The organism is Sulfitobacter geojensis, from assembly GCF_000622325.1.
GTDB classification, from domain to species: domain Bacteria; phylum Pseudomonadota; class Alphaproteobacteria; order Rhodobacterales; family Rhodobacteraceae; genus Sulfitobacter; species Sulfitobacter geojensis.
Genome location: NZ_JASE01000005.1, coordinates 647,596 through 671,580, shown reverse-complemented (window position 1 = coordinate 671,580; position 23,985 = coordinate 647,596). Strand labels below are relative to the sequence as shown.

Genomic DNA, 23,985 nt, shown 5'->3' with positions numbered 1-23,985 from the left:
TGGGGGGCAACGCCCCCCTCAGCAAAATAAAATCAAGTGCGCCCCCTTGGGGGCGCTCAATCGGATCACTGGCGGATCACTCGGCCGCGACGCTTGTTTTTACCGCTTCCACCTTCACCGCAGAGAATTTGAATTCCGGTATCTTCCCGTAAGGGTCCACCGCCGGATTGGTCAATATATTCGCCGCCGCTTCAACATAGGCGAAGGGCAGGAACACCATATCAGGGCTGACCGCACGATCTTCACGCGCCATAATCTCGATGGACCCGCGTTTGGTCGTCAACCGCACAGCCTCCCCTGCCACGACACCCAATTTGCGCAAAGTACTGGGATGCAGGGAACAGTTCGCTTCCGGCTCCAATCCGTCCAAAACGGTCGAACGGCGCGTCATGGACCCTGTATGCCAATGCTCCAACTGGCGCCCCGTTGTCAGGATCATCGGATATTCTGCGTCCGGCACATCATCCGGCGCAATGATCGACGCTGGCGTAAACCGTGCCCGTCCGTCGGGGCGCGGGAAACCATCGGCAAACACAATCGCCTGCCCGGGGTCTGTCGGTGACAGCGACGGATAGGTCACCGCATTTTCATCTTCCAGACGGTCCCACGTGATGTTGTCCAGCGAGCGCATGTTCAGCTTCATCTCGGCAAACACATCCGCGGGCGAGGTGTACTCCCACCCCAAGCCCAGACGTTTCGCCAGCTCTACCTCAATCCACCAATCCTCGCGCGCGTCACCGGGGGACGACACGGCCGCGCGCCCCATCTGCACCTGACGGTTGGTATTGGTCACTGTGCCGGATTTCTCGGCAAAGGCGCTGGCCGGCAGGATCACATCCGCATAGTTCGCGGTTTCGGTGATGAAAATGTCCTGCACCACCAGATGCTCCAGTTTGGCCAGCGCATCACGCGCATGCTTCACGTCGGGGTCTGACATCGCGGGGTTTTCGCCCAGAACATACATGCCCTTGATGTCACCGTCATGCACCGCATCCATGATCTCGGTTACGGTCAGGCCTTTCTGGTTGGAAAAATCATCCGACTTCCAAACATCAGTAAAGGCCGAGCGCACGCCATCGTTCATCACCGATTGGTAATCCGGCAGGAACATCGGCATGAGCCCCGCATCGGACGCGCCTTGCACGTTGTTCTGCCCGCGCAACGGATGCAGTCCCGCACCCGAACGCCCGACCTGTCCGGTCATCAGCGCCAGTGAAATCAGGCACCGCGAATTATCCGTGCCATGGATATGCTGTGACACGCCCATGCCCCAGAAAATCATCGCCGCATTGGCCCCCGCAAAGGTGCGCGCCACATCGCGCAGGGTCTCTGCGTCGATGCCGCAAACCTCTGCCATTTTCTCGGGAGTGAAATCCTTCAGGTGTTCCTTCTCGGCCTCCCAGTTTTCTGTGTAGGCCTCGATATATTGTTTGTCGTACAGCTCTTCTTCGACGATCACATGCATGATTGCATTCAGCATGGACACATCGGTGCCGGGCCGGAACTGCAACATGTGACTTGAGAAACGCTTAAGCGCCTGACCGCGCGGATCCATTACGATCAACTTGCCACCGCGCTTGGTGAACTGTTTGAAATAGGTCGCCGCAACCGGGTGGTTCTCAATCGGGTTACAGCCGATCGCGATCGCCACATCGGCATTTTCGATCTCGTTGAACGTCGCTGTCACCGCGCCTGATCCGACGTTTTCCATCAGCGCCGCCACCGACGAGGCATGGCACAGCCGCGTGCAGTGATCGACGTTGTTATGCCCAAACCCCTGACGGATCATCTTTTGGAACAGATAGGCTTCCTCGTTCGTGCATTTCGCCGAGCCAAAGCCCGCGACCCCCGTGCCGCCAATGTCCTTCAACCCTTTGGCGGCAAAATCCAGCGCCTCGTCCCACGTGGCCTCGCGAAAGAACTCCTGCCAATTGGCCGGATCGACGTTTAACCCTTTGGCGGGTGCATCATCACGGCGGATCAGCGGTTTTGTCAGCCGGTGGTCGTGGTGGATGTAGTCGAACCCGAACCGCCCCTTGACGCAAAGCCGCCCCTCGTTCGCGGGGCCGTTGATGCCCTCGACGTATTTCACCTTATCGTCTTTGACCTTCAGGGAAATCTGGCAGCCGACCCCGCAGAACGGGCAAATGCTTTCGACCTCGCGATCAAAATCGGCGCTGTCGCCCACCTGATCCGCATCAACCACAGTGGAAGGCATCAACGCGCCTGTGGGACAGGCCTGCACACATTCGCCGCATGCCACACAGGAACTTTCGCCCATCGGGTCGGCCATATCGAAAGTTGGGTAACTGCCCTGCCCGCGCCCCGACATGCCGATCACGTCGTTCACCTGCACTTCGCGGCAGGCCCGCACACACAGCCCGCAAGAAATGCAAGCGTCCAGATTCACACTCATCGCCACATGGCTGTCGTCCAGCAGCGGAATGCGCCCCTCTTCCAACTTGGGGAACCGGCTTTCGCCGACATCATTCAACGCAACCATATCGTACAGATGGCTGGATTTGTCATGCGCCACATCCGCATCGGGCTGATCCGCCATCAGCAGTTCGACCACCATTTTGCGCGCCGATGTTGCGCGCGCGTTATTGGTGACCACCACCATGCCTTCGCTGGGTTCGCGGATGCAGGAAGCGGCCAGCGTCCGCTCGCCCTCGATCTCGACCATACAGGCGCGGCAGTTGCCGTCGGGGCGATATCCGGGGGCCGGTTTATGGCACAAATGCGGGATCACCAGGCCGCGCCCATTGGCAACTTCCCAAATGGTCAGACCGCTTTCTGCCTCAACGGTTTCGCCGTCGAGCGTGAATGTGATCTTGTCCGCCATGGTGCTTCTCCCAAACTGTTGCCTATTCTATAGCGATTTCGCAGCCCCCGCAGGAGTCCCAATCCCGACACCCTGCCCCAGTTTTACGCCAACCCGCGTTTCCGATAGGCGCGCGCCGCCCTTCATCTTGCCAATTAAACGCGCCCGCACTTTCAACCCGCGCGCGCCTCGCCTATCAAAGCCCCAAAGGAGCCGCCCATGTCCCACATCACCCTCATCCGCCACGGTCAGGCCAATTCCGGTGCCAAAGACGAACTCAGCTATGATCGCCTTAGCGCGCTTGGCCACGAACAGGCCGGATGGCTGGGCGGCTATCTGTCCGACAGCGCCACGCACCACACGCGACTTTATACCGGTACGCTGCGCCGCCACATCGAAACTGCGGATGGTATGCAAACGGGATTGGACGCCGTGCGCGATCCACGGCTGAACGAGCTTGAGTATTTCACCATGGCCAAGCTGCTGGAGGAACAACACGGCATAGATTTCCCCACCGAACAGGGGCAGTTCACCAGCCACCTGCCCACCGTCTTTGCCTATTGGAAAGACGGTAAGATCGAAGATACGCCGGAAACGTGGAACCAGTTCCACAGCCGCGTCAACGATGCGCTGCAAGAAATCGCCGCTGGCAATGGGCCTGCGCTGGTCGTGACCTCGGGCGGGTTGATCTCCATGGCGATGTCACAGGCGATGCATCTGGACATACCGGCCATGGCGCGTCTGGCCCTAGCGATCATGCATACATCCATGCACCGTCTGTTTCCGATTGGCGGGCATTGGTCGCCCGTCCTGTTCAACGCCGTCCCGCATCTGGAAACACCGGACCGGCGCGTCGCCCAGACCCACATCTGATCCCCATATTCTGCTTACCCGACCATACTCTGCTTACCCGAAAGGCCCGAACATGCTGAAACTCTATTATTTCCCTGGCACCATCTCGGTCGCTGTTGCCGTCACATTGCAAGAGGCAGGGCTGGAGTATGACCCCGTCAAAGTGGATTTCGCTGCAGCAGAACAAACCAAACCGGACTTCCTTGCGCTGAACCCCAAAGGTCGGGTGCCCGCACTTGTGACCGACAACGGCACGATCCTGACCGAAACCGGTGCCCTGCTGGATTACATCGCGGACCTGAAACCCGATGCCGGTCTGGTCCCGCAAGATGCAGAGGACGCGGCCCATATGCGCGCCGTCATGTACTACCTTGCCTCGACCATGCATGTGGCCCACGCCCATAAAATGCGCGGCAGCCGCTGGGCGGACCAGCAGTCCAGCTTTGATGATATGACCGCCAAAGTGCCCGAAACCATGACCGCCTGCGCGCAGTATGTCGAAACCGAATGCCTGCGCGGCGCATATGCGAACGGCGATTATCTGACGCTTGCCGATCCTTATCTTTTTGTTGTGTGTAACTGGCTGAAAGGCGACGGCGTGAACCTGTCCGACTTCCCGAAAATCAGCGCCTTTCTATCCCTCATGGAAAGCCGCGACAGCGTCAAAGCCGTGCGTGCGAAAGGCATCCTGTGACGCACCTGTGGGTCCGCGCCGAGCAGCGCGAGAATGAAACACGCGTCGGCATCACGCCAGAGGGTGTCACGGCGCTGATGGCGCAGGGCTTTGACGTGACGGTCGAGGCCTGCGGCACACGTGCCATCGAAACCGCCGCCTATGTCGCGACCGGCTGCGCCATCGCGCCGCAGTATTCATGGCCCACCGCCCCCGAAGATGCGATCATCTTTGGTCTCAAGGAACTGCCGGACGACGGCACGCCCCTGCCCCACACCCACATCATGTTCGGCCATGCCTTCAAGGGGCAGCTTTCCGGCCAGACCCTTCTGCGCCGGTTTCAGGCGGGCGGCGGCACCCTGCTGGATCTCGAATATCTGACCAATGACACAGGCCGGCGCGTGGCCGCCTTTGGCTATTGGGCCGGATTTGCAGGTGCCGCTGTTGCGCTGAAATCATGGGCTGCACAACAACGCGGGGCGCTGTGCGGACCCGTGACCCCCTACGCCAATGCCGAAGCGTTGAAATCCGATCTTTCCCGCGAAATGGCGGCAGCGGGGGCCGCGCCGACGGCGCTGATCATCGGGGCGCTGGGCCGTGTCGGCACCGGTGCGGCAGATCTGTGCAAGGCAATGAATGCCCCCGTCACCGGCTGGGACATGAAAGAAACCGCGCATGGTGGTCCCTTTCCCGAAATCCTGACCCATGACATTTTCCTGAACTGCATTTTGGCCGGTCCGCAAACCCCTGTGTTTGTCCCGAAATCCGCGCTGAACGCCCCCCGCACCCTTAGCGTCATCGGCGACATCGCCTGCGACCCCGACAGCGATTACAACCCTGTACCGGTCTATGACCGTGCAACAACGTGGGACGCGCCGGCGCTGCGGGTGTACGACGATCCGGTGATGGACGTCATGGCCATCGACAACCTGCCATCCATGTTACCATTGGAAAGCTCACAGGATTTCGCAGGCCAGCTTTTGCCAACGCTGATGCAATTGGGCGATGACCAAGACGGCGTTTGGGCCCGCGCGCGTGCGACCTATGCCAGCCACATGGACGCGCTTAGCTGAAGATGCGGTAATACAACCAGTCGGGCAAAAACTGACTGCCGCGAAACAGCAATGAAAACAGCCACGGAAAGCTTTTCTTGAAGCTATCCGTGTTCATATGTTCGAATACTTCGCGGGCGGCTTCATCCGGTTCCATCAGGAACGGCATTTTGAAATCATTCTTGTCGGTCAGCTGTGTCTTGATGAAACCGGGGTTCACAACCTGCACCTGAACGCCCGTCTTGCGCAAATCCGCGTGCATGGATTCCGCCAGTGACATGGTACCGGCCTTGGATGCGGTATAACCAATCGACCCTGGCAGACCGCGAAAGCCCGTCAGGCTTGACGTGATCACGATGTGGCCCGCATCGCGCGCCACCATTTCCGGCACCACCTGCCCCATGACACGCATCAAACCGGTAAAGTTGACGTCCGCCATCGCAACCGCCTGATCCGCGTTCCATTCCTTGGCCCCGAACGGCCAGTAAACGCCCGCCAGAAACACCACGCCGTCTACCGTGCCGACTGCATCCGCCGCCGCTTTGACACTGTCGTTATCGGCGACATCAATGGTCTGATAGCTGGCCTTGCCCGGCAGGGCGGCGGCCAGATCCGCCAGCTTGTCCTCGGAACGCGCGGACAGGATCACTTCGGCCCCTGCACGGCTGAGTTTTTGCGCCAATGCCGCGCCCAACCCGTCACTGGCCCCGACCAGCCAATAGCGTTTACCTTGCCACTCTTTCATCATTCCCCTTTCGGCCGCAGTTCTGCCGCCCTTATGCTTCGCTCTCGTCGCGCAGGGTTGCCAACAGCGCGATTGCCACCAGTTTCAACGCGCAGGGCACCGCCGCGTAAAACAGCACCAAAAGGCGCACCGCTTCGGGCGGGCTCGCCTGCGCACCGCTTTGCAGTCCTGCGCTTTCCAATGCTGGAAGTAGTGCGACAGCGGCAAATGCCAATGTGAATTTCGAAACGAAAGCCCAAAGCCCGAAACCTTCCGCCGCCGAAGGCGATATTTTCGCCAGCCGCGCGGCGAACATCGCGGGCAGCAGGGTCAGGTCCGCCCCCAGCACGGCCCCCGACGCGACACAGACCACCGCAAAAAGCGCCGCATCCCCCGGCCCCAAAAGGACCGCACCGCCAAAGGCAAAGATGCCCAGCACCATGGCCCCCAGCAACACAAGTTTGGGGCCAAACCGTTCGGCCAGCTTGCCCCACAGCGGGGCTGCCGCCGCCGCGGATAAAAAGAACAACAACAACAACGCCCCTTCCCAACCGGGGGCCTCCAGCGCGATCTCGACATAGAACAAAAACAAGGTCGAGCTGACCGCAACGGGGGCTGCATTGACCAATGCGATCAACAGTAGTTTTCGTGCAATCGGGTCTGCCAGCACGGGCCCGAAACCGGTAGAAGCCGCAACACCAACGCTGCCCCATTCGCCGCGCATTGCAAAAACCGATAGCGCAGCCAGAACCGCAAATCCCACCGCGAAACCGGCAAAGGGCGCGCCCATGAAAGCCCCCAAAGCCACCGGCGTCACGGATGCGACACAGACCCCCAGCAACGCACCGGTCTCGCGCCAGCGTGCCAAGGCCAGATGCCCCGATGCCCCCATACGATCCGCCTTAGCGACACCTTGGGCGTAAAAGCAGACGGTCAGAAAACTGAACCCCGAAAACACCAGTGTCAGCATGGCCGCGAACCACAAAACCGGCTGCACAGGCGGGGCAATCGCGAACAATCCGATCATTGCGCCGGCCATCATGCCAGCGCCGATGCCAACGGCCAAACCGCGCCTGTGCCGCAGCATTTCTGCCAGCTTGCCCAACACCGGATCCTGTACAACATCCAGCAAGCGCAGCCCGAACAGGACCGCGCCGAGTGCCGCCAAAGACACGCCATATTCGTCCACATAGAATTTGGGCGCATGGATGTAGATCGGCAAGCCCGCCGCCGACAGCAGCGCCGCAAACAACGCATAGGCCGACAGGTTTTGCGGTGTCTGCCCTGTCATCGGCTTACTTTAGACGGCGGCGGTTCGGGCCGGTTGCGAAACCCCGCGCCTTTCCACCACAGCTTGGCCGCTTGCCAATGGATCAGCGCCAGCACGCGGCGCGACCCGAAGGGGCGGCGCAGCATTGCTTTGAGAATACCAAAGTTACTCAACTGTTGGCGTTTCCCCGTCAGCGTCGCGATCAACCCGCCGTTGCCCGCCGTGTAGTCAATCCAGATGCCCACTTTTTCATCCGTGATATCGAAGCGAAACGTATAGCTGCCCTCGACCGGCTGAAACGGCGAGACATGGAAAATCTTGGTCGCGCTGATCTGGTCCGCCGCTTCGATCACTCGCTGGTCGGGATGGGCGCAGAGGTAGCAATGCCGGTCGCCATAGGTATTCGACACCTCGGCAATCACGGTGATCAACCCGCCGTCAGTGTTGCGACACAGCCAGAAACTGACTGGATTGAACACATGCCCCAAGATGCGCGGCTGTGCCAAAATCTCGATCTGTTCAACACCCGTAATCTGATGTTGCTCGAGCACCTGCCGGACCCATTTGGCCCCCATGCCCAGTTTCGGTTCCCCGCCATGATCCGTGTCCCGCAACGAGGCCACACCGCCCGTGTTGCGCCCGAACAGCGCGGGCGTCTGGACCTCGGCCTCTGCGTCACACAGCACATAGTCGATCGAATAGCGGAACGCGTTTTTCACAGCGCCCTTGCGCCCGTGAAAGGTCTGTCCCGCGATATGATCGACCGTTTTTGTCATTCCGCTGCAATCGGCAGGGCAGCCCGCCCTTCAATCGCGTCAACAACCGTCATTGCCGAGCGCAGTCCATCCTCGTGAAACCCGTGGCCCATCCATGCGCCGCAGAACCAAGTGCCGCGATTGCCATTCAGCGCCGCGATCTCTTTTTGCGCTGCCCAAGCGCCCATATCATAAACCGGATGGCGCAGCGTGACCTGATCATAGATCAATTCTTCGCGGATCGTGCGTTTCGTGTTGAGCGTGACAAAATGCGGATCATTTTCAGGGATCGGTTGGAGGGAGTTCATCCAGTAGGTCAGGTCAATCCGGTCCGACTGCGCATTCTTGTCTTCGGTATAAACCCAGGACGCCCATGTCTTGCGCCGCTTGGGCATAATGCTGGCGTCCGCGTGCAGAACAACATCATTGGGCTGGTATTTTACCGCGCCCAGCGCTTTGGCCTCAGCCGGATCCGCATCGGCCAACATCGCAAGACTGTCGTCAGAATGGGTGGCGAACACCACCTCGTCAAAAGCTTCCCAATCGCTGGCCCATGATTTCACCTCGACACCCATATCTGTGCGTCGCACCCCCTGCACCGCCGCGTTCAGGCGGACATCAACACCCTTGGCGCGCATTGCCGCCTCAAGCCGTTGCACATATTGCGTCGATCCGCCCTGCACCGTGTACCACTGATGCTGGCCGGAATAATCCAACAGCGCGTGGTTTTCGAGGAAACTCACCATAGCGTGGGCGGGAAAATCCATGATCTTTTGCGTCGGTGTTGACCAGATCGCGCCGGACAAAGGCGCCAGATAATAGTCGCGAAAATAGCGCCCCAACCCCAAAAGCTTGATAAATTCGGCAATCGTCAGCGACTGGTCCTGCGCCACACGCACCGCGTTTTTGTTAAACTTGACGATATCGCGCACCATCCGCAGGAAGGCGGGGTTCACTGCATTGCGCCGTTGCGCAAAGATCGTATCGACCGAGTGCAGCGCATATTCCAGCCGCCCGCCATCTATCGACGCGCCAAAGCTCATGTCGGATTTGATCACCGGCACGTCCAACTCTTTGAACAAGGCCGCCAGATGCGGGTAGTTCGCGTAGTTGAACACGATAAACCCTGTATCCACTGGCTGATCGCCGTTCTTGCCCGCGATAACCGTGCGCGCGTGCCCACCCAGCCTTTGGCCGCTTTCGATCAGCGTCACGTTGTGGGTGTCGGCCAGACGGTGCGCAGCACCCATGCCGGAAATGCCCGCGCCGATCACGGCAATCGAACGGCGGCGGCCTTGCGGCGAAAGGGCAGTGGTCGGTTTGTCAAATGGCATTGGGCGTCGAATCCTGTCTTGGCGCGTCTGCGGTCTGTCGTTGCGAAGCATCTAGTGCGGCGAAACCACGTTGCCAGCATGAAAAGAGTTGCAGATAAAATGAGGCGGTGTGCAATTTGTCCTGTTGCACCGGTCGGGGGCAGACCCCGTTGCGCCGTGTTCCTGCTTGGCGGTCAACGTTCGGGGTTAAGCAAGGGCACAACGGTGCGGGCTGTCTTGTCGTCGTCCAGTTCCTCAAAATCAAAATTATGCAGCCGCCCCGACCGTTTCGCGGCCTTTTCAGAGCTGACCAGAATTTCGTCCACATCTTTACGCGCCTGCCCGAAATGCCGGTCCAGATTGCCGACCCGTGTCACCAGCCGTTCGACATCCCCGTTAAGCAACCCCAGCTCCTTGCGGATCGCCCCCGCCTGTTCGCGCATCCGCGCGTCCTTCAAAATGGCGCGCATCGTGTTCAACGTCGCCATGCAGGTGGTCGGCGACACGATCCAAACCCGTTTTTCAAAACCGTAACGCGTGATTTCGCCAAAGTTCGCGTGCAACTCGGCATAGACCGCTTCGGACGGCAAAAACATCAACGCCCCTTCGGCGGTTTCCCCGTCGATGATGTATTTGGTCGCAATCGCATCAATGTGCACCTTGACCGCCACCCGCATCGCCCGCGCGGCTTCCTTTGCCTCGTGATCCGTGGTGGCGCGCCGCAGCGCCTCATAGGCTTCAAGCGGGAATTTACTGTCGATCACAATCGGGCCGGGCGGGTTTGGCAAGTGGATCAGACAATCGGGCCGTTTGCCATTCGACAGCGTCGATTGCATCGAATAGGCATCCGCCGGCAGCGCCTTGGACACGATGTCATGCAGCTGGATTTCCCCGAAACTGCCGCGCGTCTGCTTGTTGCTCAGGATATCCTGCAAGGACAGCACGTCACCGGACAGCTTGGTGATGTTGTCCTGCGCCTTGTCGATCGAGGCAAGACGTTCCTGCAACTGGGTCAGGCTGGTGGTGGTCTGCTTGGAATTGCCGTGCAGGGTTGCGTTCATCCGTTCCTGCATCTCGGCCAGCGCGCGTGCGGATTTCGCGGCATTATCCGCCAGCCGGTCCTGCATGTTCTGCTGCACATGGGCCAGCCGCGCCTCCATGCTCTGGATCAGCTGGGCCTGTGCGTTGGCTTGTGTGTCCGACACGGTCTGCAAACCGCCCTGCAGGCGTTCCTGTGCTGCGCCCAACTGCTGCACGTAACCGCCAAGCCCTTGTATTTGCTTGCCCAAAGGGGCCGCGATCCGTGCGGATCGGCCTGCGGCACGCACGGCCACAATCAGCAGGATCAGGATCAACAGCACCGCAGCACCCGCGATGAGGGCGGCCATGACAATTGGATCGTCCCAGGTGTAGGACTGGCCGTTGATCTGGATCATGTGCGCCCGAAAAGCCGTTCAATATCGGCCAGCTTAAGTTCTACATACGTGGGGCGGCCATGATTGCACTGCCCCGAATGCGGGGTTGCTTCCATCTCGCGCAACAGCGCGTTCATCTCTTCGCCCCGCATCCGCCGGCCCGACCGGATAGAGCCGTGACAGGCAATCCGGCTCAGGATCGCTTCGATCTTGGCTTGCAAAAGATTGCTGTCATTCTGATCGGCCAGTTCGTCCAGAATATCCAGCAGCAGGGCGCGCGCGTTTACCTCGCCCAGAATTGCCGGCGTTTCGCGCACCGCGATGGCACTGCCGCCAAAGGCTTCGATGCCCAGACCAAAGCGATACATTTCCACCGACAGATCCAACAAGCGTTCGCAATCCCCTGCGGACAACTCGACAATTTCAGGGATCAACAGCGCCTGCGCCGCGACGCCGTTCGCGGCCATCTGGTTCTTCAGTTTCTCATAGACCAGACGTTCGTGGGCGGCGTGTTGATCCACGATCACCATGCCATTGGCGGTTTGCGCGATGATGTAATTTTCATGCACCTGCCCGCGTGCGGTGCCCAGCGGGAAATCCTCATCCGCCGTTTGCACGACCTCTTCGGCAGGGGTTTCGACCCGCCCCCAGACACCAGCGGTTTCCGCAAACCCCGGTGCTTGTGCTTCAAACGCTGCCGTGCGCGCACCCAGTGACGGGCGATCCATCTGATAGACCCGCGCCCCCGTTGGTTCCGGTGTCATCGCGCCCAAAGTCGCCCCCGCCACCGTGGTCGACGCGCGGTGCCCCGCATTGGCCAAGGCATGGCGCAGCGCCGATACGATCAGCCCGCGCGCCAGCCCCGGATCGCGGAACCGCACTTCGGACTTTGCCGGGTGCACGTTCACATCGACGAGTGTCGGATCGCAGTCCAGAAACAGCGCCGCCGCCGGATGGCGGTCGCGCGACAGGAAATCGAAATAGGCCCCGCGCAGCGCCCCGACCAACAGCTTGTCACGCACCGGCCGCCCGTTGACGAACAGATACTGCGCCACCGCTGACCCACGTGAATAGGTCGGCAATGCCGCAAAACCCGTCAGGTGCAGCCCCTCACGTTCGGCATCAATTTGCAGGGCGTTATCGGCAAACTCGCGCCCCAACACCTGCGCCAACCGGCCATGAAGCGCGTCAAACAGATCGCCCTGTTCGGCCCCGACGCGAAACACATTGCGCCCCTCGCCGCCGCCCGACACATCGCGCAGCGTGAAGCTGACGAAAGGGTCCGCCATGGCCAACCGTTTGATCACATCGCCGATCGCCTGCGCCTCTGCGCGGTCGGTGCGCAGAAACTTGAGCCGCGCAGGCGTCGCGTAAAACAGATCGCGCAGGGTCACGACGGTACCGCCATTCAGCGCGGCAGGTTTCACCGCCCCTGTGTGCCCGCCGTTCACCGTGATTTCCGCGCCCTCGTGGCCCGCCGCGCGGCTGGTGATGGTCAAACGGCCAACAGCACCCAGCGACGGCAAGGCCTCTCCGCGAAAGCCAAAAGTATGTATATTCAACAGGTCCGAGCCGTCGATTTTCGAGGTCGCGTGGCGCGACAGGGCCAGCGGCAGATCATCGGGCGCAATGCCGCAGCCGTCATCGGTCACGCGGATCAGGGTTTTACCGCCATCGGCATATTCAACGGTGATCCGCTTGGCACCGGCATCAACGGCGTTTTCCACTAGTTCCTTCACGGCAGAGGCGGGGCGTTCAACAACCTCGCCTGCGGCAATCCGGTTGATCGCGGAATCGTCCAGTTGACGGATGATCGGCTGCGTATCGCTTATGTTGGGGTTTGGCTGGGACATGCCGCAATACCTAGCATGAGAGGCGCACAGACTGAACCCGATTCGGGCAACGTGGTGGACAAGAAGTCGGCCTTACCGTGCGGCAAGCCGATGGGTATCAGTCCGAGGTTGCCGCCCGATACCACGCAACAATCTCAGCCCGTTCGCTTTCCTGCATGTAGCTCAGGTTCGCGGGGGGCATGGCGTGGGTCAACCCCGCTTGCAGGTAAATCTGTTTGGCCGCCATGGCAATCTGATGTTCCGTTTCCAACCGTACCCCTTTGGGAGGCCAGTGCATCCCGTCCCAAACAGGTTCCGCCGCATGACACATGGAACAGCGACCCGTGACGATATTCTGCACGTTTTCAAACCCATCGGCCTGTGCGAACCGCAGGGCCGCGCCCCGTGCCTCAACCGGTTCATCAGCGCGGAACATGGGTGCCGTGGACAGCCACATGATGACGATGAACAGAATCGCCGTCACCAGCCATGTCCAGATTGGATCGCCTTTGCGCATGTGAATCGTATTAAAGTAATGCCGGATCGTGACGCCCATCAGAAACACCAGCGACGCGATGATCCAGTTCGCTTCGGACGCGAAGGCCAGCGGATAGTGGTTCGACAGCATTAGGAAAATCACCGGCAGCGTCAAATAGTTATTATGGGTGCTGCGCTGCTTGGCGATCTTACCGTATTTCGCATCCGGCGTGCGCCCTGCTTGCAGATCCGCCACGACGATACGCTGGTTGGGCATGATGGTGAAAAATACATTGCCCGACATGATCGTGGCCGTGAACGCGCCCAGATGCAGCAGGGCAGCGCGGCCCGAAAACACCGATGTGTAGAAATAGGCCATCGCGACAAGGATCACATAAAGGCCGATCATCAGGCGCGTGTTGTCATCACCGAATTTGCTTTTGCAGATAAAGTCATAAGCCAGCCAACCAAAGGCGAGCGACGCCAGCGAAATCAGAATGGCAGTGGGAATGCCGATGTCCGCCACCGCCGGATCAACAAGGTAAAATTCGGCACCAAAATAGTAGACGAGGATCAAGAGGGCAAAACCGGAAAGCCATGTTGAATAGCTTTCCCATTTGAACCAGACCAGATCGTCGGGCATTTGCGCGGGCGCGACGAGGTATTTCTGCACGTGATAGAACCCGCCGCCGTGAACCTGCCAGTCCTCGCCGTCCGCACCGCTTTTCAGGTTGCGGTCACGGTGCAACCCAAGGTCCAGCGCAATGAAATAGAACGACGATCCGATCCACGCGATGCCCACAATGACATGCACCCAGCGGACGGCAAATTCGATCCAGGAAGAAATGGCGGCAAGGTCGTACATGGGCGTGCTTTCTTGGGTGGGGCGTAACGGGGTGCTGTGGCGCAGCAGTATTTAAGGCCAAAAAGAGAGAGGACCGCGCGGGCAGACACCGGCGCGGTCCCGATTGGATCAGGTTTCCTGTGGCAGGACAAGGTTCAGGAAAATCGCCACGATTGCAGTTGGGGCCACAGCCGAGGTTGCCAGAATCTTGATGACACCGGGCAGGTATTGCACCGCCGTCGGCACGAGGTTCAGGCCAAGTCCCGCCGCCAGTGACACCGCGATGATCACCATGTTGCGGCGGTTCATCTCGACTTCGGACAGCATGTTCATGCCCGCGGCGGCCACCATGCCAAACATCACAATCACGCCGCCGCCCAAGACAGGCAGAGGCATTGAGGCAATGACAGCGCCGATTTTCGGCACCAAGCCGCAGAGGATCAGAACAATCGCGCCAATGGTCACCACATGGCGCGACATGATGCCGGTCATGCCAACGATGCCGACATTCTGGCTGAACGACGTGTTGGGCAAGCCACCAAAGACACCGGCAACCGCCGTCCCCAGACCGTCCGCATAGGTGGCACCGGCGATTTCTTCGCTGGTTGCCTCGCGTCCTGCACCGGCTTTGGTCGTGGCCGACGTATCGCCGACTGTTTCGATTGCGGAAACAATCGATACCAGCGTGACGGCGATCACCGCCCCCAGCGAGAATTCAAAACCGTAGGGAAAAGGCGTGATGCCGGTGATCCAGCTTGCCTTTGCCACCGGTGCAAAACTGACCATGCCGAAGGCCAGCGCGATCAGATATCCCACGATCAACCCGATCAGGATGGCGGCACTGCTGGTGGTGCCTTTGGTAAAGAACTTGAGCAAAAGCGCGACGATCACCACGCTGAGCGCCACGGTCCAATGCATCAGGGAGCCAAAGCTTTCCGCCTCCATCTGGAACGAAGCGGCCCCGCCTGCGGCGTATTTGATGGCCACGGGAATGAGGTACAGACCGATCGCAAGGATCACCAAACCGGTGATCAACGGCGGGAACAGCCAGCGCAACCGCCCGATCACAGCACCAAGACAAAAGTGGATAACGCCACCGATCAGACACGCGGTCAGCGCCACACCCAGCCCCTGAACCGCCGCGATCCCCGCCAGCACCCCGACAAAGGCAAAGCTGGTGCCTTGCATAATCGGCAGACGTGCGCCAATCGGGCCAATGCCCACAGTTTGCAACAAGGTCGCGATACCGGCAAACAACATCGCCATCTGGATCAGATACACCTGTTCCGCCCCGCCAAAGGCAAGCCCAGCCGCCCCTGCGACAATAATCGAGGGCGTCACGTTAGAGGCGAACATCGCCAAAACATGCTGGATGCCAAGCGGAACGGCCTGCGCGAGCGGTGGGGTCTGGTTCGGGTCGCTATAGGCACCCGTTGCGAGATTTGTCATATGTCATGTCCCTGTCGTTTTTATGTGCCTATTTTTAGGCTAGGACAGTTATGAGGTGACACGATACGGCGGGGCAAGCGAAACCTCTTCAAGGTTGGCAGTATTGCCAATGCGGTCCACCACAGCGAACAATCCGGGGGCAGATAGCGGCGTCAGCACACCGTGCCAGATGCCGCGGTGGAAATTGATCCCCTGATGCGGCGCGGTCATAAAGGCGCGCGGTGTGCCGGGTGTGCCGTTTTCATCCGCAGCAACGATCACCAGAAACGGATTTCCGGTCATTGGCAAAAACGCCTGTGATCCGTCGGGGTGGCGTTCGAGCAGCGTCAGCTCATAGGGCAAGCTGCGCGCCTCGGCGTTGAAAATGCTGATGCCCGCGCGCCCCTCGGGACCGAAATCCAGGTGCGCGCGGTCGTGGTGGCGCCCGCACAGCCCTGCATTGATGATCTTGTCCGGCGTGCCGGAAGCGTCCAGCACATCGCCGAACGGGGCAAACGCCGCTTCACTCAGCGGCTCGACCTTGATCTCACGGCTCATAGGGGCATGTGACGGTTCACGTCTTTATACAGCAGATAGCGAAACGGCTCATTTCCCGTGGTGATACAGGCCTGCGGACAGAACGCACGCAACCACATGAAATCACCGGGACCAACGGGCACCCAATCCTTGTTCAGCAGATAATCGGCGGAGCCTTGCAGCACATAAAGTCCGTGTTCCATCACATGGGTTTCCGCAAAGGGAATGCGCCCGCCGGGCTGGAAGGTCACGATGTTGACGTGCATATCGTGGCGCAGATCGGTCGGTTCGACAAAACGGGTCGTCGCCCAGACACCATCGCAATCGGGCATGACAACGGGGGCGTTTTCCTGATCGGAGGTCACAAAGGCTTCGGGCAGATCCACACCTTCCGCGCCGACATAACGTTTGCGCACCCAGTGGAATTCCGCCTTTGCGTCCCCATCATTCCAGATCGTCCAGACCGCATCCGGCGGGATATAGGCATAGCCGCCCGCGCCCATCACATGTTTCGCCCCGTCAATGTTCAGTGTCAGCGTGCCGGTTGCGACCAAAATCACAGATTGCGATTCCGGGTCGACTTCGGGCGCGTCCGACCCGCCGTTCGGGGCGAGCTCAACGGCATACTGCGAAAACGTCTCGGCAAATCCGCTGAGTGGACGGGCCAGCACCCACATGCGCATGCCTTTCCAACCGGGCAGAAAGCTGGTGACGATATCGCGCTGGGTATTGGCGGGGATCACCGCATAGGCAGGTGTGAAAACGGCGTGCCCTTCAGGGTTGGCCGATTGATCCGGCAGGCCGCCGGGCGGGAAAGCGTAACTCAAAACATATCCTCCAGCCGCAGACGCGCAATGCGTTCGACCTGTTTGCAAGCGGTGGTGAATTCCACCGGTGTTTCATTGGCGATGCGCTGCTCGAAGGCGCGCAGGATGCCGGCTTTGTCGTGATCCTTTACCGCGATGATAAAGGGGAACCCGTGCTTGGCGACATAGGCGGCATTCATCTCCGAGAATTGCGCCCGTTCTGCATCCGTCAGCGCATCAAGGCCCGCGCTGGCCTGTTCCGCCGTGCTTTCCGCCGTCAGCCGTTTTGCCGCCGCCAGTTTGCCGGCCAGATCGGGGTGCGCATTCAGCACGCCCAACCGTTCGCTGCGCGATGCCGAACGGAACATCCGGCACAACGCATTATGCAGCCCCGCCGCGCAGTCATGTGCGGGACCAAGTTCCAGCTCATAGGCGCGTTCGGCAATCCAAGGCGAATGTTCAAAGATGCCACCGAAGTGGGTGATAAAGTCGGGCTTCGAAAGGGCACTCGGGCTAAGACCCCGCGCGGCGGGGGGATGAGTGGCGCGCCAATGCTCTGCAATCTCGATCCGGCGCGGAGTCCAGACGCCCTCGAACCCCTGAATATATTCCACAAACCGTTTCAACGCTTGCACCCGTCCCGGCCGCCCGACAAGGCGGCAATGCAACCCGACCGACATCATCTTGGCCGCGCCCTCGACCCCCTCGGCGTACAGCGCATCAAAGGTATCGCGCAGATAGGCATAAAACTGGTCGCCCGAATTGAACCCCTGCGGCGTGGCGAACCGCATGTCGTTGCAATCCAGCGTGTAAGGAATGATCAACTGCGCGCGCCTGTCTGCGTCCATCCAATAGGGCAGATCGTCATCATATGTATCCGAAATATACGCGAACGCCTGCGTTTCCGCCGCCAACGCCACCGTGTTCACAGAGGTGCGCCCGCAGTACCAGCCGCGCGGTGCCTCGCCGGTCACTTCGGTGTGCAGGCGGATGGCCTCGGCCATATCGGCCGCCTCGGTCTTGGCATCATGGTCCTTGTAGTCGATCCATTTCAAGCCGTGGCTGGCAATTTCCCAACCGGCGTCCTGCATCGCCTCGACCTGTTCGGGGGCACGTGCCAATGCCGATGCCACGCCGTAAACCGTAGGGCGAATGCCCGCATTGGTGAACAACCGATGCAACCGCCAAAAACCGGCCCGCGCCCCGTAATCATAGATGGATTCCATGTTCCAGTGGCGCTGGCCCGGCCAGGGCGCGGCACCGACAATCTCCGACAGGAACGCTTCGGATGCGGCGTCGCCATGCAGGATACAATTTTCGCCACCCTCTTCATAATTCACGACAAATTGCACCGCGATGCGGGCGTTGTCCGGCCATGCGGCGTCCGGGGGCGTCGCACCATGGCCACGAAAATCTCTGGGGTAACGGGTCATCTTCACTGTCCTGATCTGGATGCGCTCACGTTGCACAAAAACGCACCCCTGCGCAATCCGCAGCCCCCAAACGCAAGCGGGCCGCCCCAAAGGGCGACCCGCTGCCAGACTGGCTGCTACAACTCTTGTTTTTTGTTTTTACTCTGGGATTATAAGTTGCTGGCCCGTCCGAAAGCCGTCTCCTGCTCGAAGGAGTTTCTGGTTGGCCTTGGTAATGCGGTGGTATTGGTTAGGGTGTCCGTAAAATTGCAGTGCAAGATAGGCAAGACTGTCGCCCCCCTGCACGATGTACACCCGTTCGCCATTGGCGATGTGGGTCTTGGCATCCGATGCTGCAAAGACGCGGCGGTTCATGTCATGGGCGGCTTTCGTCCCTTTGATCGAACCATCATCCATCAACGACGACTGGATCAAATCGAACAGCACCATATCCACATCGGCCGTGCCTTCGGCCGTGTTAAGTGACGCGGGTAGCGCGATCGTGTCTTTACGGATCGCGTCGCGCAGGACATCGCCCGTTGCCTTGCGCAACGCTTCGGCGGCGGGCGCGCTCAGGACCAACCGGCGCGGGCCTTCCTGATCCTGCTTGGTGATGCTGTATGCGCCGGCCAGTACTGCCGCGCGCAAGGTCTGAAACGCACCTGCGTCCATCACGGTTCTGGCGGCCGCTCTCGCCTCGTCAATACCATCTTGTGTCAGCAGGAACGCGACCTGTGCGGCGTCGCCACTCTGCCCTGCAACGGTCGACATCAAATCGGGCCCCTGCTGGCGGGTCACGGCGGTCATGCCCTCCGTTGGCGTTTGGGCGAATTTGAGCGTGCCCATCACGCCCAGAACAAAGGTCAGCAATGCAATGGCACTCACCGCCCACATCATCCCCGAAACCGGCAGTCCCGGCTGTGTCTGTGATGGCGTCGGGTTTTGCGTCTTGGTCTCGCGCTGGACCGACTGTGGAATGACATAATTGTCAAACGTCACATGCGGGGTCAGCGGATCGGCGGGCTTGTCCATATCACGACTGCCCTTGTTCGATGCTGAACCCAAGAACCGACCAAACCTGCATGCCACCACGATAATAGCGGATCATTTCCGGCGGATACCCCGCCTCAAGCAAATTGGCGACCAATTGACCGGCATCGTCGCTGCTGGGGCCGTTGTCATAGATCAGCAAGCTGCGCGCATCGCTAAAGTTGAACACATCTTCATAGCTGCGTGCGCCCAAGGCCAGCAGAATATCCTTGCGGTACGCATTCTGTGCCAACAGCGTATTGTGTGGCAGGCTGACGGTGCCCGGAATAAACCCTTTGGCGCGCTCTTCGGGGGCGCGGGCATCCACCATCAGGCCGCGACCGGCGGCAACCTGCGTAACCAGAAACTCCAGCACCTCGGCCTCGCCCAGCGTTTCGACCCCCTGCGCGATCTGCATCGGCGCAATACACGGTCCGCCGCAACTCGGGTCGGCGGAAACAAATGTCTGCGCGGCCTGCACCGCTTCGGGCGCATCCCGCGAGATCGTGATCTGCTCACCGTTGAAGAAAAACGAAGCCTTGGCCGGCGTCAAACGCTCTTGGGCGTGGCTCGCCGATGCGGTGATCATCAAAGCGGTGGCGACGTGCATCATCTGAATTGGCATATCATCCCCCCGAAAGAATACCGCATGTGGTGTATCGTTTTGGCAGAAACACACCTTTTCGTTATCGGCACCATATATGCAAAGGATGATTGACTCAGTCAAAGCAAAAACGAATCACTCAGGGGAAAAAGCCTGAATTTCTGTCATATGGCTGTAAAAACACGCTGCATTTCGCGCCATACGTGCATTGACCCTACCGCAAGGGCAGGTAAACGGTGAAACAGGCGCAAATAAAAGGAACGCTTCATGGCTGGTGGTTATCTGACGACACATGTTCTGGACACCGCGCGCGGCTTGCCCGCTGACGGTCTGGAAATCACCCTTTTTCGTATCGACGGCGACACACGGGTCGAACTGGCGCGGATGCAAACCAATGCGGACGGGCGCACCGACACCCCGATCCTGCCGGTGGATGCCTTTGCAACAGGCACATACGAGCTGACCTTCGCCGCAGGCGCGTATCTTGACCGTATCGGCACACCGCCAGAGGACCCCCGGTTTCTGGATCTGATCCCCATCCGCTTTGGCATTTCGGATGCCAGCGCTCATTATCATGTACCGCTGTTGCTGTCGCCCTTCGGCTATTCCACCTATCGCGGCTCCTGACCCCCACGTCAGCGGCTTCTGGGCCTGCCATCGCCTTGCCAAGACCACTGGCCCCGTGGCACCTTGGCGCTCTCACTGAACCGGAGACTCCCATGGCTGCCGCTTTGACACCCACACCCGATGCCACCACCCCGCAAACCCAATTGCCGCAGGTGACCGAACTGCGCAATCCGGGCATGCCGCTTGATCTGAACTGGGTGCTGGGCGCGCAGGCCAACACATCGGCGATTGAACGGCGCGCCGGTACCATCGGCGCACGGCGGTCTGTGAAAAAGGCACATCAGGCGGCGTGGCTGTTGCGGGCCGTGACCTGCATGGATCTGACCACCCTGTCGGGGGACGATACCGACCGGCGTGTTGCGCGGCTTTGTGCCAAAGCGCGACAGCCCGTGGCCCCAACCCTGCTGGATGCCTTGGGCATGGACCCGATCACAACCGGTGCCGTCTGTGTCTATCACGAAATGATCCCCGCCGCCGTTGCCGCTTTGGAAGGTACCAATATTCCCGTGGCCGCCGTTTCCACCGGCTTTCCGGCGGGGCTGTCCCCGTTCGAATTGCGCTTGCGCGAGATCGAGATGAGCGTCGCGGCAGGGGCCACCGAAATCGACATCGTCATCTCGCGCCGCCACGTGCTGTCCGGCAACTGGCAGGCGCTTTATGACGAGATGCAGGCGATGCGCGAAGCCTGCGGCGATGCACATGTGAAAGCGATCCTTGCGACCGGCGAACTCGGCTCGCTGCGCAATGTCGCGCGCGCCTCGCTGGTTTGCATGATGGCGGGGGCCGATTTCATCAAGACCTCTACCGGCAAGGAAAGCGTGAACGCGACCCTGCCTGTTTCGCTGGTGATGATCCGCGCGATCCGCGACTATTTCGATCACACCGGCATTCGCGTCGGTTACAAACCCGCTGGTGGCATTTCCAAAGCCAAGGATGCGGTGACCTATCTTGCCCTGATCAAGGAAGAGCTGGGCGACCGCTGGCTGCGCCCCGACCTGTTCCGCTTTGGCGCATCATCGCTGTTGAACGACATTGAACGCCAGTTGGAACATTACGTGACGGGCAATTATTCGGCGGGCTACCGTCATGCGACAAGTTAAGGGTGAAATGATGAGCGTCTCGGAGATTTTCGAAACCATGGACTATGGCAACGCCCCTGAATCCGCCGCCGAAGCGCTGGCGTGGCTGGTCGATCAAGGCAGCCGTTTCGGCCATTTTATCGACGGTGATTTCACCCCCCCCGCTGACGGGTTCGACAGCAAAAATCCCGCCACCGGCGAAGTATTGGCGACCCTCAGTCAGGCAACACAGGCCGATGTGGACGCCGCCGTCAAAGCGGCGCGCAAGGCGCAAAGCGGTTGGGCCGATCTGGGCGGGCATGGCCGTGCGAAATATCTCTATGCCCTCGCACGCCTGTTGCAAAAACACGCGCGGTTGTTCGCGGTGCTCGAGGTGCTCGACAATGGCAAACCGATCCGCGAGGCGCGTGACATCGACGTGCCCCTCGCGCAGCGGCATTTCTATTTTCACGCCGGTATGGCGCAGCTGATGGAAAGCGAACTGCCCGACGCCGAAGCCTTGGGCGTTTGTGGCCAGATCATTCCATGGAACTTCCCGCTGCTGATGCTCGCCTGGAAAATTGCGCCCGCATTGGCGATGGGCAATACCGTGGTGCTGAAACCTGCGGAGTATACCTCGCTGACCGCGCTGCTGTTTGCGGACATTTGCCGGCAGGCAGGTCTGCCCAAAGGCGTTGTAAACATCGTGACCGGTGACGGTGCCGTGGGCGAAATGATCGTGGCCGCCGATGTCGACAAAATCGCCTTTACCGGTTCCACCGCCGTGGGCCGACGCATCCGCGAAGCGACAGCGGGCAGCGGCAAGGCGTTGAGTTTGGAGCTGGGCGGTAAATCGCCCTATATCGTATTCGATGACGCCGATCTTGATTCAGCCGTCGAAGGGTTGGTCGACGCCATCTGGTTCAATCAGGGGCAAGTGTGCTGCGCCGGATCGCGGCTGTTGGTGCATGAACCGGTGGCCGACCGGTTTTACACCAAGTTGCGCGCGCGGATGGACAAGCTTCGCATCGGGTCGCCTTTGGATAAATCCATCGATGTGGGCGCGCTGGTCGATCCGGTACAACTGGATCGCGTCACGGCGTTGGTTGACGCGAACACAAGCGGCGAAACCCATGTGGCGACGGGCGCGATGCCTGATGAGGGCTGTTTTTACCCGCCAACGCTGGTCACCGGATTGAACCCGGCCGACACCCTGATGCAGGAAGAAATCTTTGGCCCCGTGCTGGTGTCCACCACCTTCCGCACCCCTGCGGAGGCTGTGCAACTGGCCAATAACACGCGCTACGGTCTGGCGGCGACGATCTGGTCCGAAAACGTCAACCTCGCGCTGGACATCGCGCCCAAACTTTCGGCTGGCATTGTCTGGGTTAACGGCACCAACATGATGGATGCGGCAGCGGGCTTCGGCGGCGTGCGCGAAAGCGGCTTTGGCCGCGAGGGCGGCTGGGAAGGATTGGCCGGATACACCCGCCCCAAAGGCAAAGCAAAAGCGTTGAAAGAAATCACTGCCTTTTCCGGCGAGGGCGGTCCCGTTGATGGCGTCGACCGCACCGCGAAACTTTATATTGGTGGCAAGCAGGCGCGCCCCGATGGCGGCTATTCCGCGCCGGTCTATGGCAAATCGGGCAAACTTTTGGGCCACGCCAGCATCGCGAACCGCAAGGATGTGCGCAACGCGGTTGAAGCGGCGCAAGCAGCCAAAGGATGGTCCAAGACCACAGGCCATCTGCGCGCCCAGATCCTGTATTACATCGCGGAAAATCTGGACGCGCGGGCGGATGAATTTGCGGCACGACTGGACGCCTTGCAGGGCGGCAAAGGCGGCGCGAAAGAAGTCGCGGCCAGTGTGAAACGTCTGTTCACCTATGCCGCTTGGGCCGACAAATATGACGGGCAGGTCCACGGCGTGCCCATACGCGGCGTCGCTTTGGCGATGAAAGAACCGGTTGGCGTGATCGGGGCGCTTTGCCCTGCCGAAGCCCCCTTGCTGGGGTTGATTTCGTGCATGGCCCCCGCAATTGCCATGGGCAACAGTGTGATCCTGTCCGCGTCCGAACCGTTCCCCTTGGCCGCCACCGACTTTGTGCAGGTGTTGGAAACATCTGACGTACCGGCGAGTGTGGTGAACATTCTGACCGGCCCCCAAACAGACGTGGCAGAGCCCTTGGCCCGCCATCTGGATGTGGACGCCGTCTGGAGCTTTGGCGCGGCGGAGCTTAGCCGCGTGGTGGAAACGGCATCGGCCGGAAACCTGAAACGCACTTGGGTGAACAACGGCAAGGCGCGCGACTGGATGGGGGCAGAGGGCGAAGGCCGGAGCTTCCTGCAAGCTGCAACCGAAGTTAAAAACGTCTGGGTGCCTTACGGCGAATAACACCCGCAGCCGGAGGTCAGCATTTTCAAAATGCTGACCTAAATCCTTGAAAGGATTT

Annotated in this window: 20 protein-coding genes; 6 read left to right on the top strand and 14 right to left on the bottom strand. The window is 60.1% G+C overall.

The window, feature by feature from the left end; all coding sequences use genetic code 11:
• Positions 1–76: 76 nt before the first annotated feature.
• Positions 77–2,845: a formate dehydrogenase subunit alpha gene (fdhF, locus tag Z947_RS0105325; protein WP_025043285.1), complete on the bottom strand. Its 2,769-nt coding sequence runs from the start codon at positions 2,843–2,845 to the stop codon at positions 77–79.
• 198 nt (positions 2,846–3,043) lie between these two features.
• Here fdhF and Z947_RS0105320 point away from each other — a divergent pair, with 198 nt between their 5' ends.
• Genes Z947_RS0105320 through Z947_RS0105310 form a run of 3 tightly spaced genes read left to right on the top strand, consistent with a single transcriptional unit; the run spans position 3,044 to position 5,422 of the window.
• Positions 3,044–3,697, top strand: coding sequence for a histidine phosphatase family protein (locus Z947_RS0105320; RefSeq protein WP_025043284.1), 654 nt, complete (start codon positions 3,044–3,046; stop codon positions 3,695–3,697).
• Positions 3,698–3,749: 52 nt separating this feature from the next.
• Positions 3,750–4,370 (top strand): glutathione S-transferase family protein, encoded by a 621-nt coding sequence (locus Z947_RS0105315; protein WP_081781117.1) that lies wholly within the window; start codon positions 3,750–3,752, stop codon positions 4,368–4,370.
• Entirely contained in the window at positions 4,367–5,422 is a 1,056-nt protein-coding gene (locus Z947_RS0105310; protein WP_025043282.1) for a saccharopine dehydrogenase, read from the top strand. Before Z947_RS0105315 ends, Z947_RS0105310 begins: the two co-directional genes overlap by 4 nt.
• Here Z947_RS0105310 and Z947_RS0105305 read toward each other — a convergent pair.
• The 13 genes from Z947_RS0105305 to Z947_RS0105245 form a co-directional block, all read right to left on the bottom strand.
• The gene (locus Z947_RS0105305) at positions 5,415–6,146 is read right to left on the bottom strand and encodes an SDR family NAD(P)-dependent oxidoreductase (protein ID WP_025043281.1); all 732 of its coding nucleotides are present in this window, start codon (positions 6,144–6,146) and stop codon (positions 5,415–5,417) included. The two genes, Z947_RS0105310 and Z947_RS0105305, sit on opposite strands and share 8 nt — an antisense overlap.
• Before the next feature lie 31 nt (positions 6,147–6,177).
• Positions 6,178–7,416 (bottom strand): MFS transporter, encoded by a 1,239-nt coding sequence (locus Z947_RS0105300; RefSeq protein ID WP_025043280.1) that lies wholly within the window; start codon positions 7,414–7,416, stop codon positions 6,178–6,180.
• Entirely contained in the window at positions 7,413–8,171 is a 759-nt protein-coding gene (locus tag Z947_RS0105295; RefSeq protein ID WP_025043279.1) for a DUF1365 domain-containing protein, read from the bottom strand. Before Z947_RS0105295 ends, Z947_RS0105300 begins: the two co-directional genes overlap by 4 nt.
• Positions 8,168–9,484: an NAD(P)/FAD-dependent oxidoreductase gene (locus Z947_RS0105290; protein WP_025043278.1), complete on the bottom strand. Its 1,317-nt coding sequence runs from the start codon at positions 9,482–9,484 to the stop codon at positions 8,168–8,170. Before Z947_RS0105290 ends, Z947_RS0105295 begins: the two co-directional genes overlap by 4 nt.
• A 173-nt stretch (positions 9,485–9,657) precedes the next feature.
• Positions 9,658–10,899 carry a DNA recombination protein RmuC gene (locus Z947_RS0105285; protein ID WP_025043277.1) on the bottom strand — a complete coding sequence of 414 codons (1,242 nt, stop codon included), beginning with the start codon at positions 10,897–10,899 and terminating at the stop codon, positions 9,658–9,660.
• Positions 10,896–12,731 carry a DNA mismatch repair endonuclease MutL gene (mutL, locus tag Z947_RS0105280; protein WP_025043276.1) on the bottom strand — a complete coding sequence of 612 codons (1,836 nt, stop codon included), beginning with the start codon at positions 12,729–12,731 and terminating at the stop codon, positions 10,896–10,898. Before mutL ends, Z947_RS0105285 begins: the two co-directional genes overlap by 4 nt.
• Before the next feature lie 97 nt (positions 12,732–12,828).
• A complete protein-coding gene (locus tag Z947_RS0105275) occupies positions 12,829–14,052 on the bottom strand; it encodes a urate hydroxylase PuuD (protein WP_025043275.1) in 1,224 nt (407 codons plus the stop codon).
• Between the two features lie 108 nt (positions 14,053–14,160).
• Positions 14,161–15,480 (bottom strand): uracil-xanthine permease family protein, encoded by a 1,320-nt coding sequence (locus tag Z947_RS0105270; protein ID WP_025043274.1) that lies wholly within the window; start codon positions 15,478–15,480, stop codon positions 14,161–14,163.
• Positions 15,481–15,528: 48 nt separating this feature from the next.
• Positions 15,529–16,017, bottom strand: a complete 489-nt coding sequence (locus tag Z947_RS0105265; RefSeq protein WP_025043273.1) for an ureidoglycolate lyase — start codon at positions 16,015–16,017, stop codon at positions 15,529–15,531.
• Positions 16,014–16,823 (bottom strand): bifunctional allantoicase/(S)-ureidoglycine aminohydrolase, encoded by an 810-nt coding sequence (locus Z947_RS0105260; protein ID WP_025043272.1) that lies wholly within the window; start codon positions 16,821–16,823, stop codon positions 16,014–16,016. The genes Z947_RS0105265 and Z947_RS0105260 overlap by 4 nt, the downstream gene beginning before the upstream one ends.
• The gene (gene puuE / locus Z947_RS0105255; protein WP_025043271.1) at positions 16,820–18,235 is read right to left on the bottom strand and encodes an allantoinase PuuE; all 1,416 of its coding nucleotides are present in this window, start codon (positions 18,233–18,235) and stop codon (positions 16,820–16,822) included. Before puuE ends, Z947_RS0105260 begins: the two co-directional genes overlap by 4 nt.
• Positions 18,236–18,373: 138 nt before the next feature.
• Positions 18,374–19,246, bottom strand: coding sequence for a LysM peptidoglycan-binding domain-containing protein (locus Z947_RS0105250; protein WP_025043270.1), 873 nt, complete (start codon positions 19,244–19,246; stop codon positions 18,374–18,376).
• A gap of 1 nt (position 19,247) precedes the next feature.
• The gene (locus tag Z947_RS0105245) at positions 19,248–19,868 is read right to left on the bottom strand and encodes a rhodanese-like domain-containing protein (RefSeq protein ID WP_037938714.1); all 621 of its coding nucleotides are present in this window, start codon (positions 19,866–19,868) and stop codon (positions 19,248–19,250) included.
• A gap of 246 nt (positions 19,869–20,114) precedes the next feature.
• Between Z947_RS0105245 and uraH the strand changes: the two genes are divergently transcribed.
• The 3 genes from uraH (at position 20,115) to Z947_RS0105225 (ending at position 23,927) form a co-directional block, all read left to right on the top strand.
• Positions 20,115–20,474, top strand: coding sequence for a hydroxyisourate hydrolase (gene uraH / locus Z947_RS0105235; RefSeq protein WP_025043268.1), 360 nt, complete (start codon positions 20,115–20,117; stop codon positions 20,472–20,474).
• Between the two features lie 92 nt (positions 20,475–20,566).
• Complete coding sequence (gene deoC / locus Z947_RS0105230) at positions 20,567–21,574, top strand: deoxyribose-phosphate aldolase (protein ID WP_025043267.1); 1,008 nt, start codon at positions 20,567–20,569, stop codon at positions 21,572–21,574.
• 10 nt (positions 21,575–21,584) lie between these two features.
• Entirely contained in the window at positions 21,585–23,927 is a 2,343-nt protein-coding gene (locus Z947_RS0105225; protein WP_025043266.1) for an aldehyde dehydrogenase family protein, read from the top strand.
• Positions 23,928–23,985 lie beyond the last annotated feature (58 nt).

What these genes read in the sequence shown, in the direction of transcription:
- Z947_RS0105275 (WP_025043275.1), bottom strand. Translation starts at nt 14,052, where the DNA reads ATGTACGACCTTGCCGCCATTTCTTCCTGGATCGAATTTGCCGTCCGC.
- Z947_RS0105290 (WP_025043278.1), bottom strand. Translation starts at nt 9,484, where the DNA reads ATGCCATTTGACAAACCGACCACTGCCCTTTCGCCGCAAGGCCGCCGC.
- Z947_RS0105295 (WP_025043279.1), bottom strand. Translation starts at nt 8,171, where the DNA reads ATGACAAAAACGGTCGATCATATCGCGGGACAGACCTTTCACGGGCGC.
- Z947_RS0105250 (WP_025043270.1), bottom strand. Translation starts at nt 19,246, where the DNA reads ATGGACAAGCCCGCCGATCCGCTGACCCCGCATGTGACGTTTGACAAT.
- Z947_RS0105265 (WP_025043273.1), bottom strand. Translation starts at nt 16,017, where the DNA reads ATGAGCCGTGAGATCAAGGTCGAGCCGCTGAGTGAAGCGGCGTTTGCC.
- uraH (WP_025043268.1), top strand. Translation starts at nt 20,115, where the DNA reads ATGGCTGGTGGTTATCTGACGACACATGTTCTGGACACCGCGCGCGGC.
- Z947_RS0105315 (WP_081781117.1), top strand. Translation starts at nt 3,750, where the DNA reads ATGCTGAAACTCTATTATTTCCCTGGCACCATCTCGGTCGCTGTTGCC.
- puuE (WP_025043271.1), bottom strand. Translation starts at nt 18,235, where the DNA reads ATGACCCGTTACCCCAGAGATTTTCGTGGCCATGGTGCGACGCCCCCG.
- Z947_RS0105320 (WP_025043284.1), top strand. Translation starts at nt 3,044, where the DNA reads ATGTCCCACATCACCCTCATCCGCCACGGTCAGGCCAATTCCGGTGCC.
- Z947_RS0105270 (WP_025043274.1), bottom strand. Translation starts at nt 15,480, where the DNA reads ATGACAAATCTCGCAACGGGTGCCTATAGCGACCCGAACCAGACCCCA.
- deoC (WP_025043267.1), top strand. Translation starts at nt 20,567, where the DNA reads ATGGCTGCCGCTTTGACACCCACACCCGATGCCACCACCCCGCAAACC.
- fdhF (WP_025043285.1), bottom strand. Translation starts at nt 2,845, where the DNA reads ATGGCGGACAAGATCACATTCACGCTCGACGGCGAAACCGTTGAGGCA.
- Z947_RS0105305 (WP_025043281.1), bottom strand. Translation starts at nt 6,146, where the DNA reads ATGAAAGAGTGGCAAGGTAAACGCTATTGGCTGGTCGGGGCCAGTGAC.
- Z947_RS0105245 (WP_037938714.1), bottom strand. Translation starts at nt 19,868, where the DNA reads ATGCCAATTCAGATGATGCACGTCGCCACCGCTTTGATGATCACCGCA.
- mutL (WP_025043276.1), bottom strand. Translation starts at nt 12,731, where the DNA reads ATGTCCCAGCCAAACCCCAACATAAGCGATACGCAGCCGATCATCCGT.
- Z947_RS0105300 (WP_025043280.1), bottom strand. Translation starts at nt 7,416, where the DNA reads ATGACAGGGCAGACACCGCAAAACCTGTCGGCCTATGCGTTGTTTGCG.
- Z947_RS0105285 (WP_025043277.1), bottom strand. Translation starts at nt 10,899, where the DNA reads ATGATCCAGATCAACGGCCAGTCCTACACCTGGGACGATCCAATTGTC.
- Z947_RS0105225 (WP_025043266.1), top strand. Translation starts at nt 21,585, where the DNA reads ATGAGCGTCTCGGAGATTTTCGAAACCATGGACTATGGCAACGCCCCT.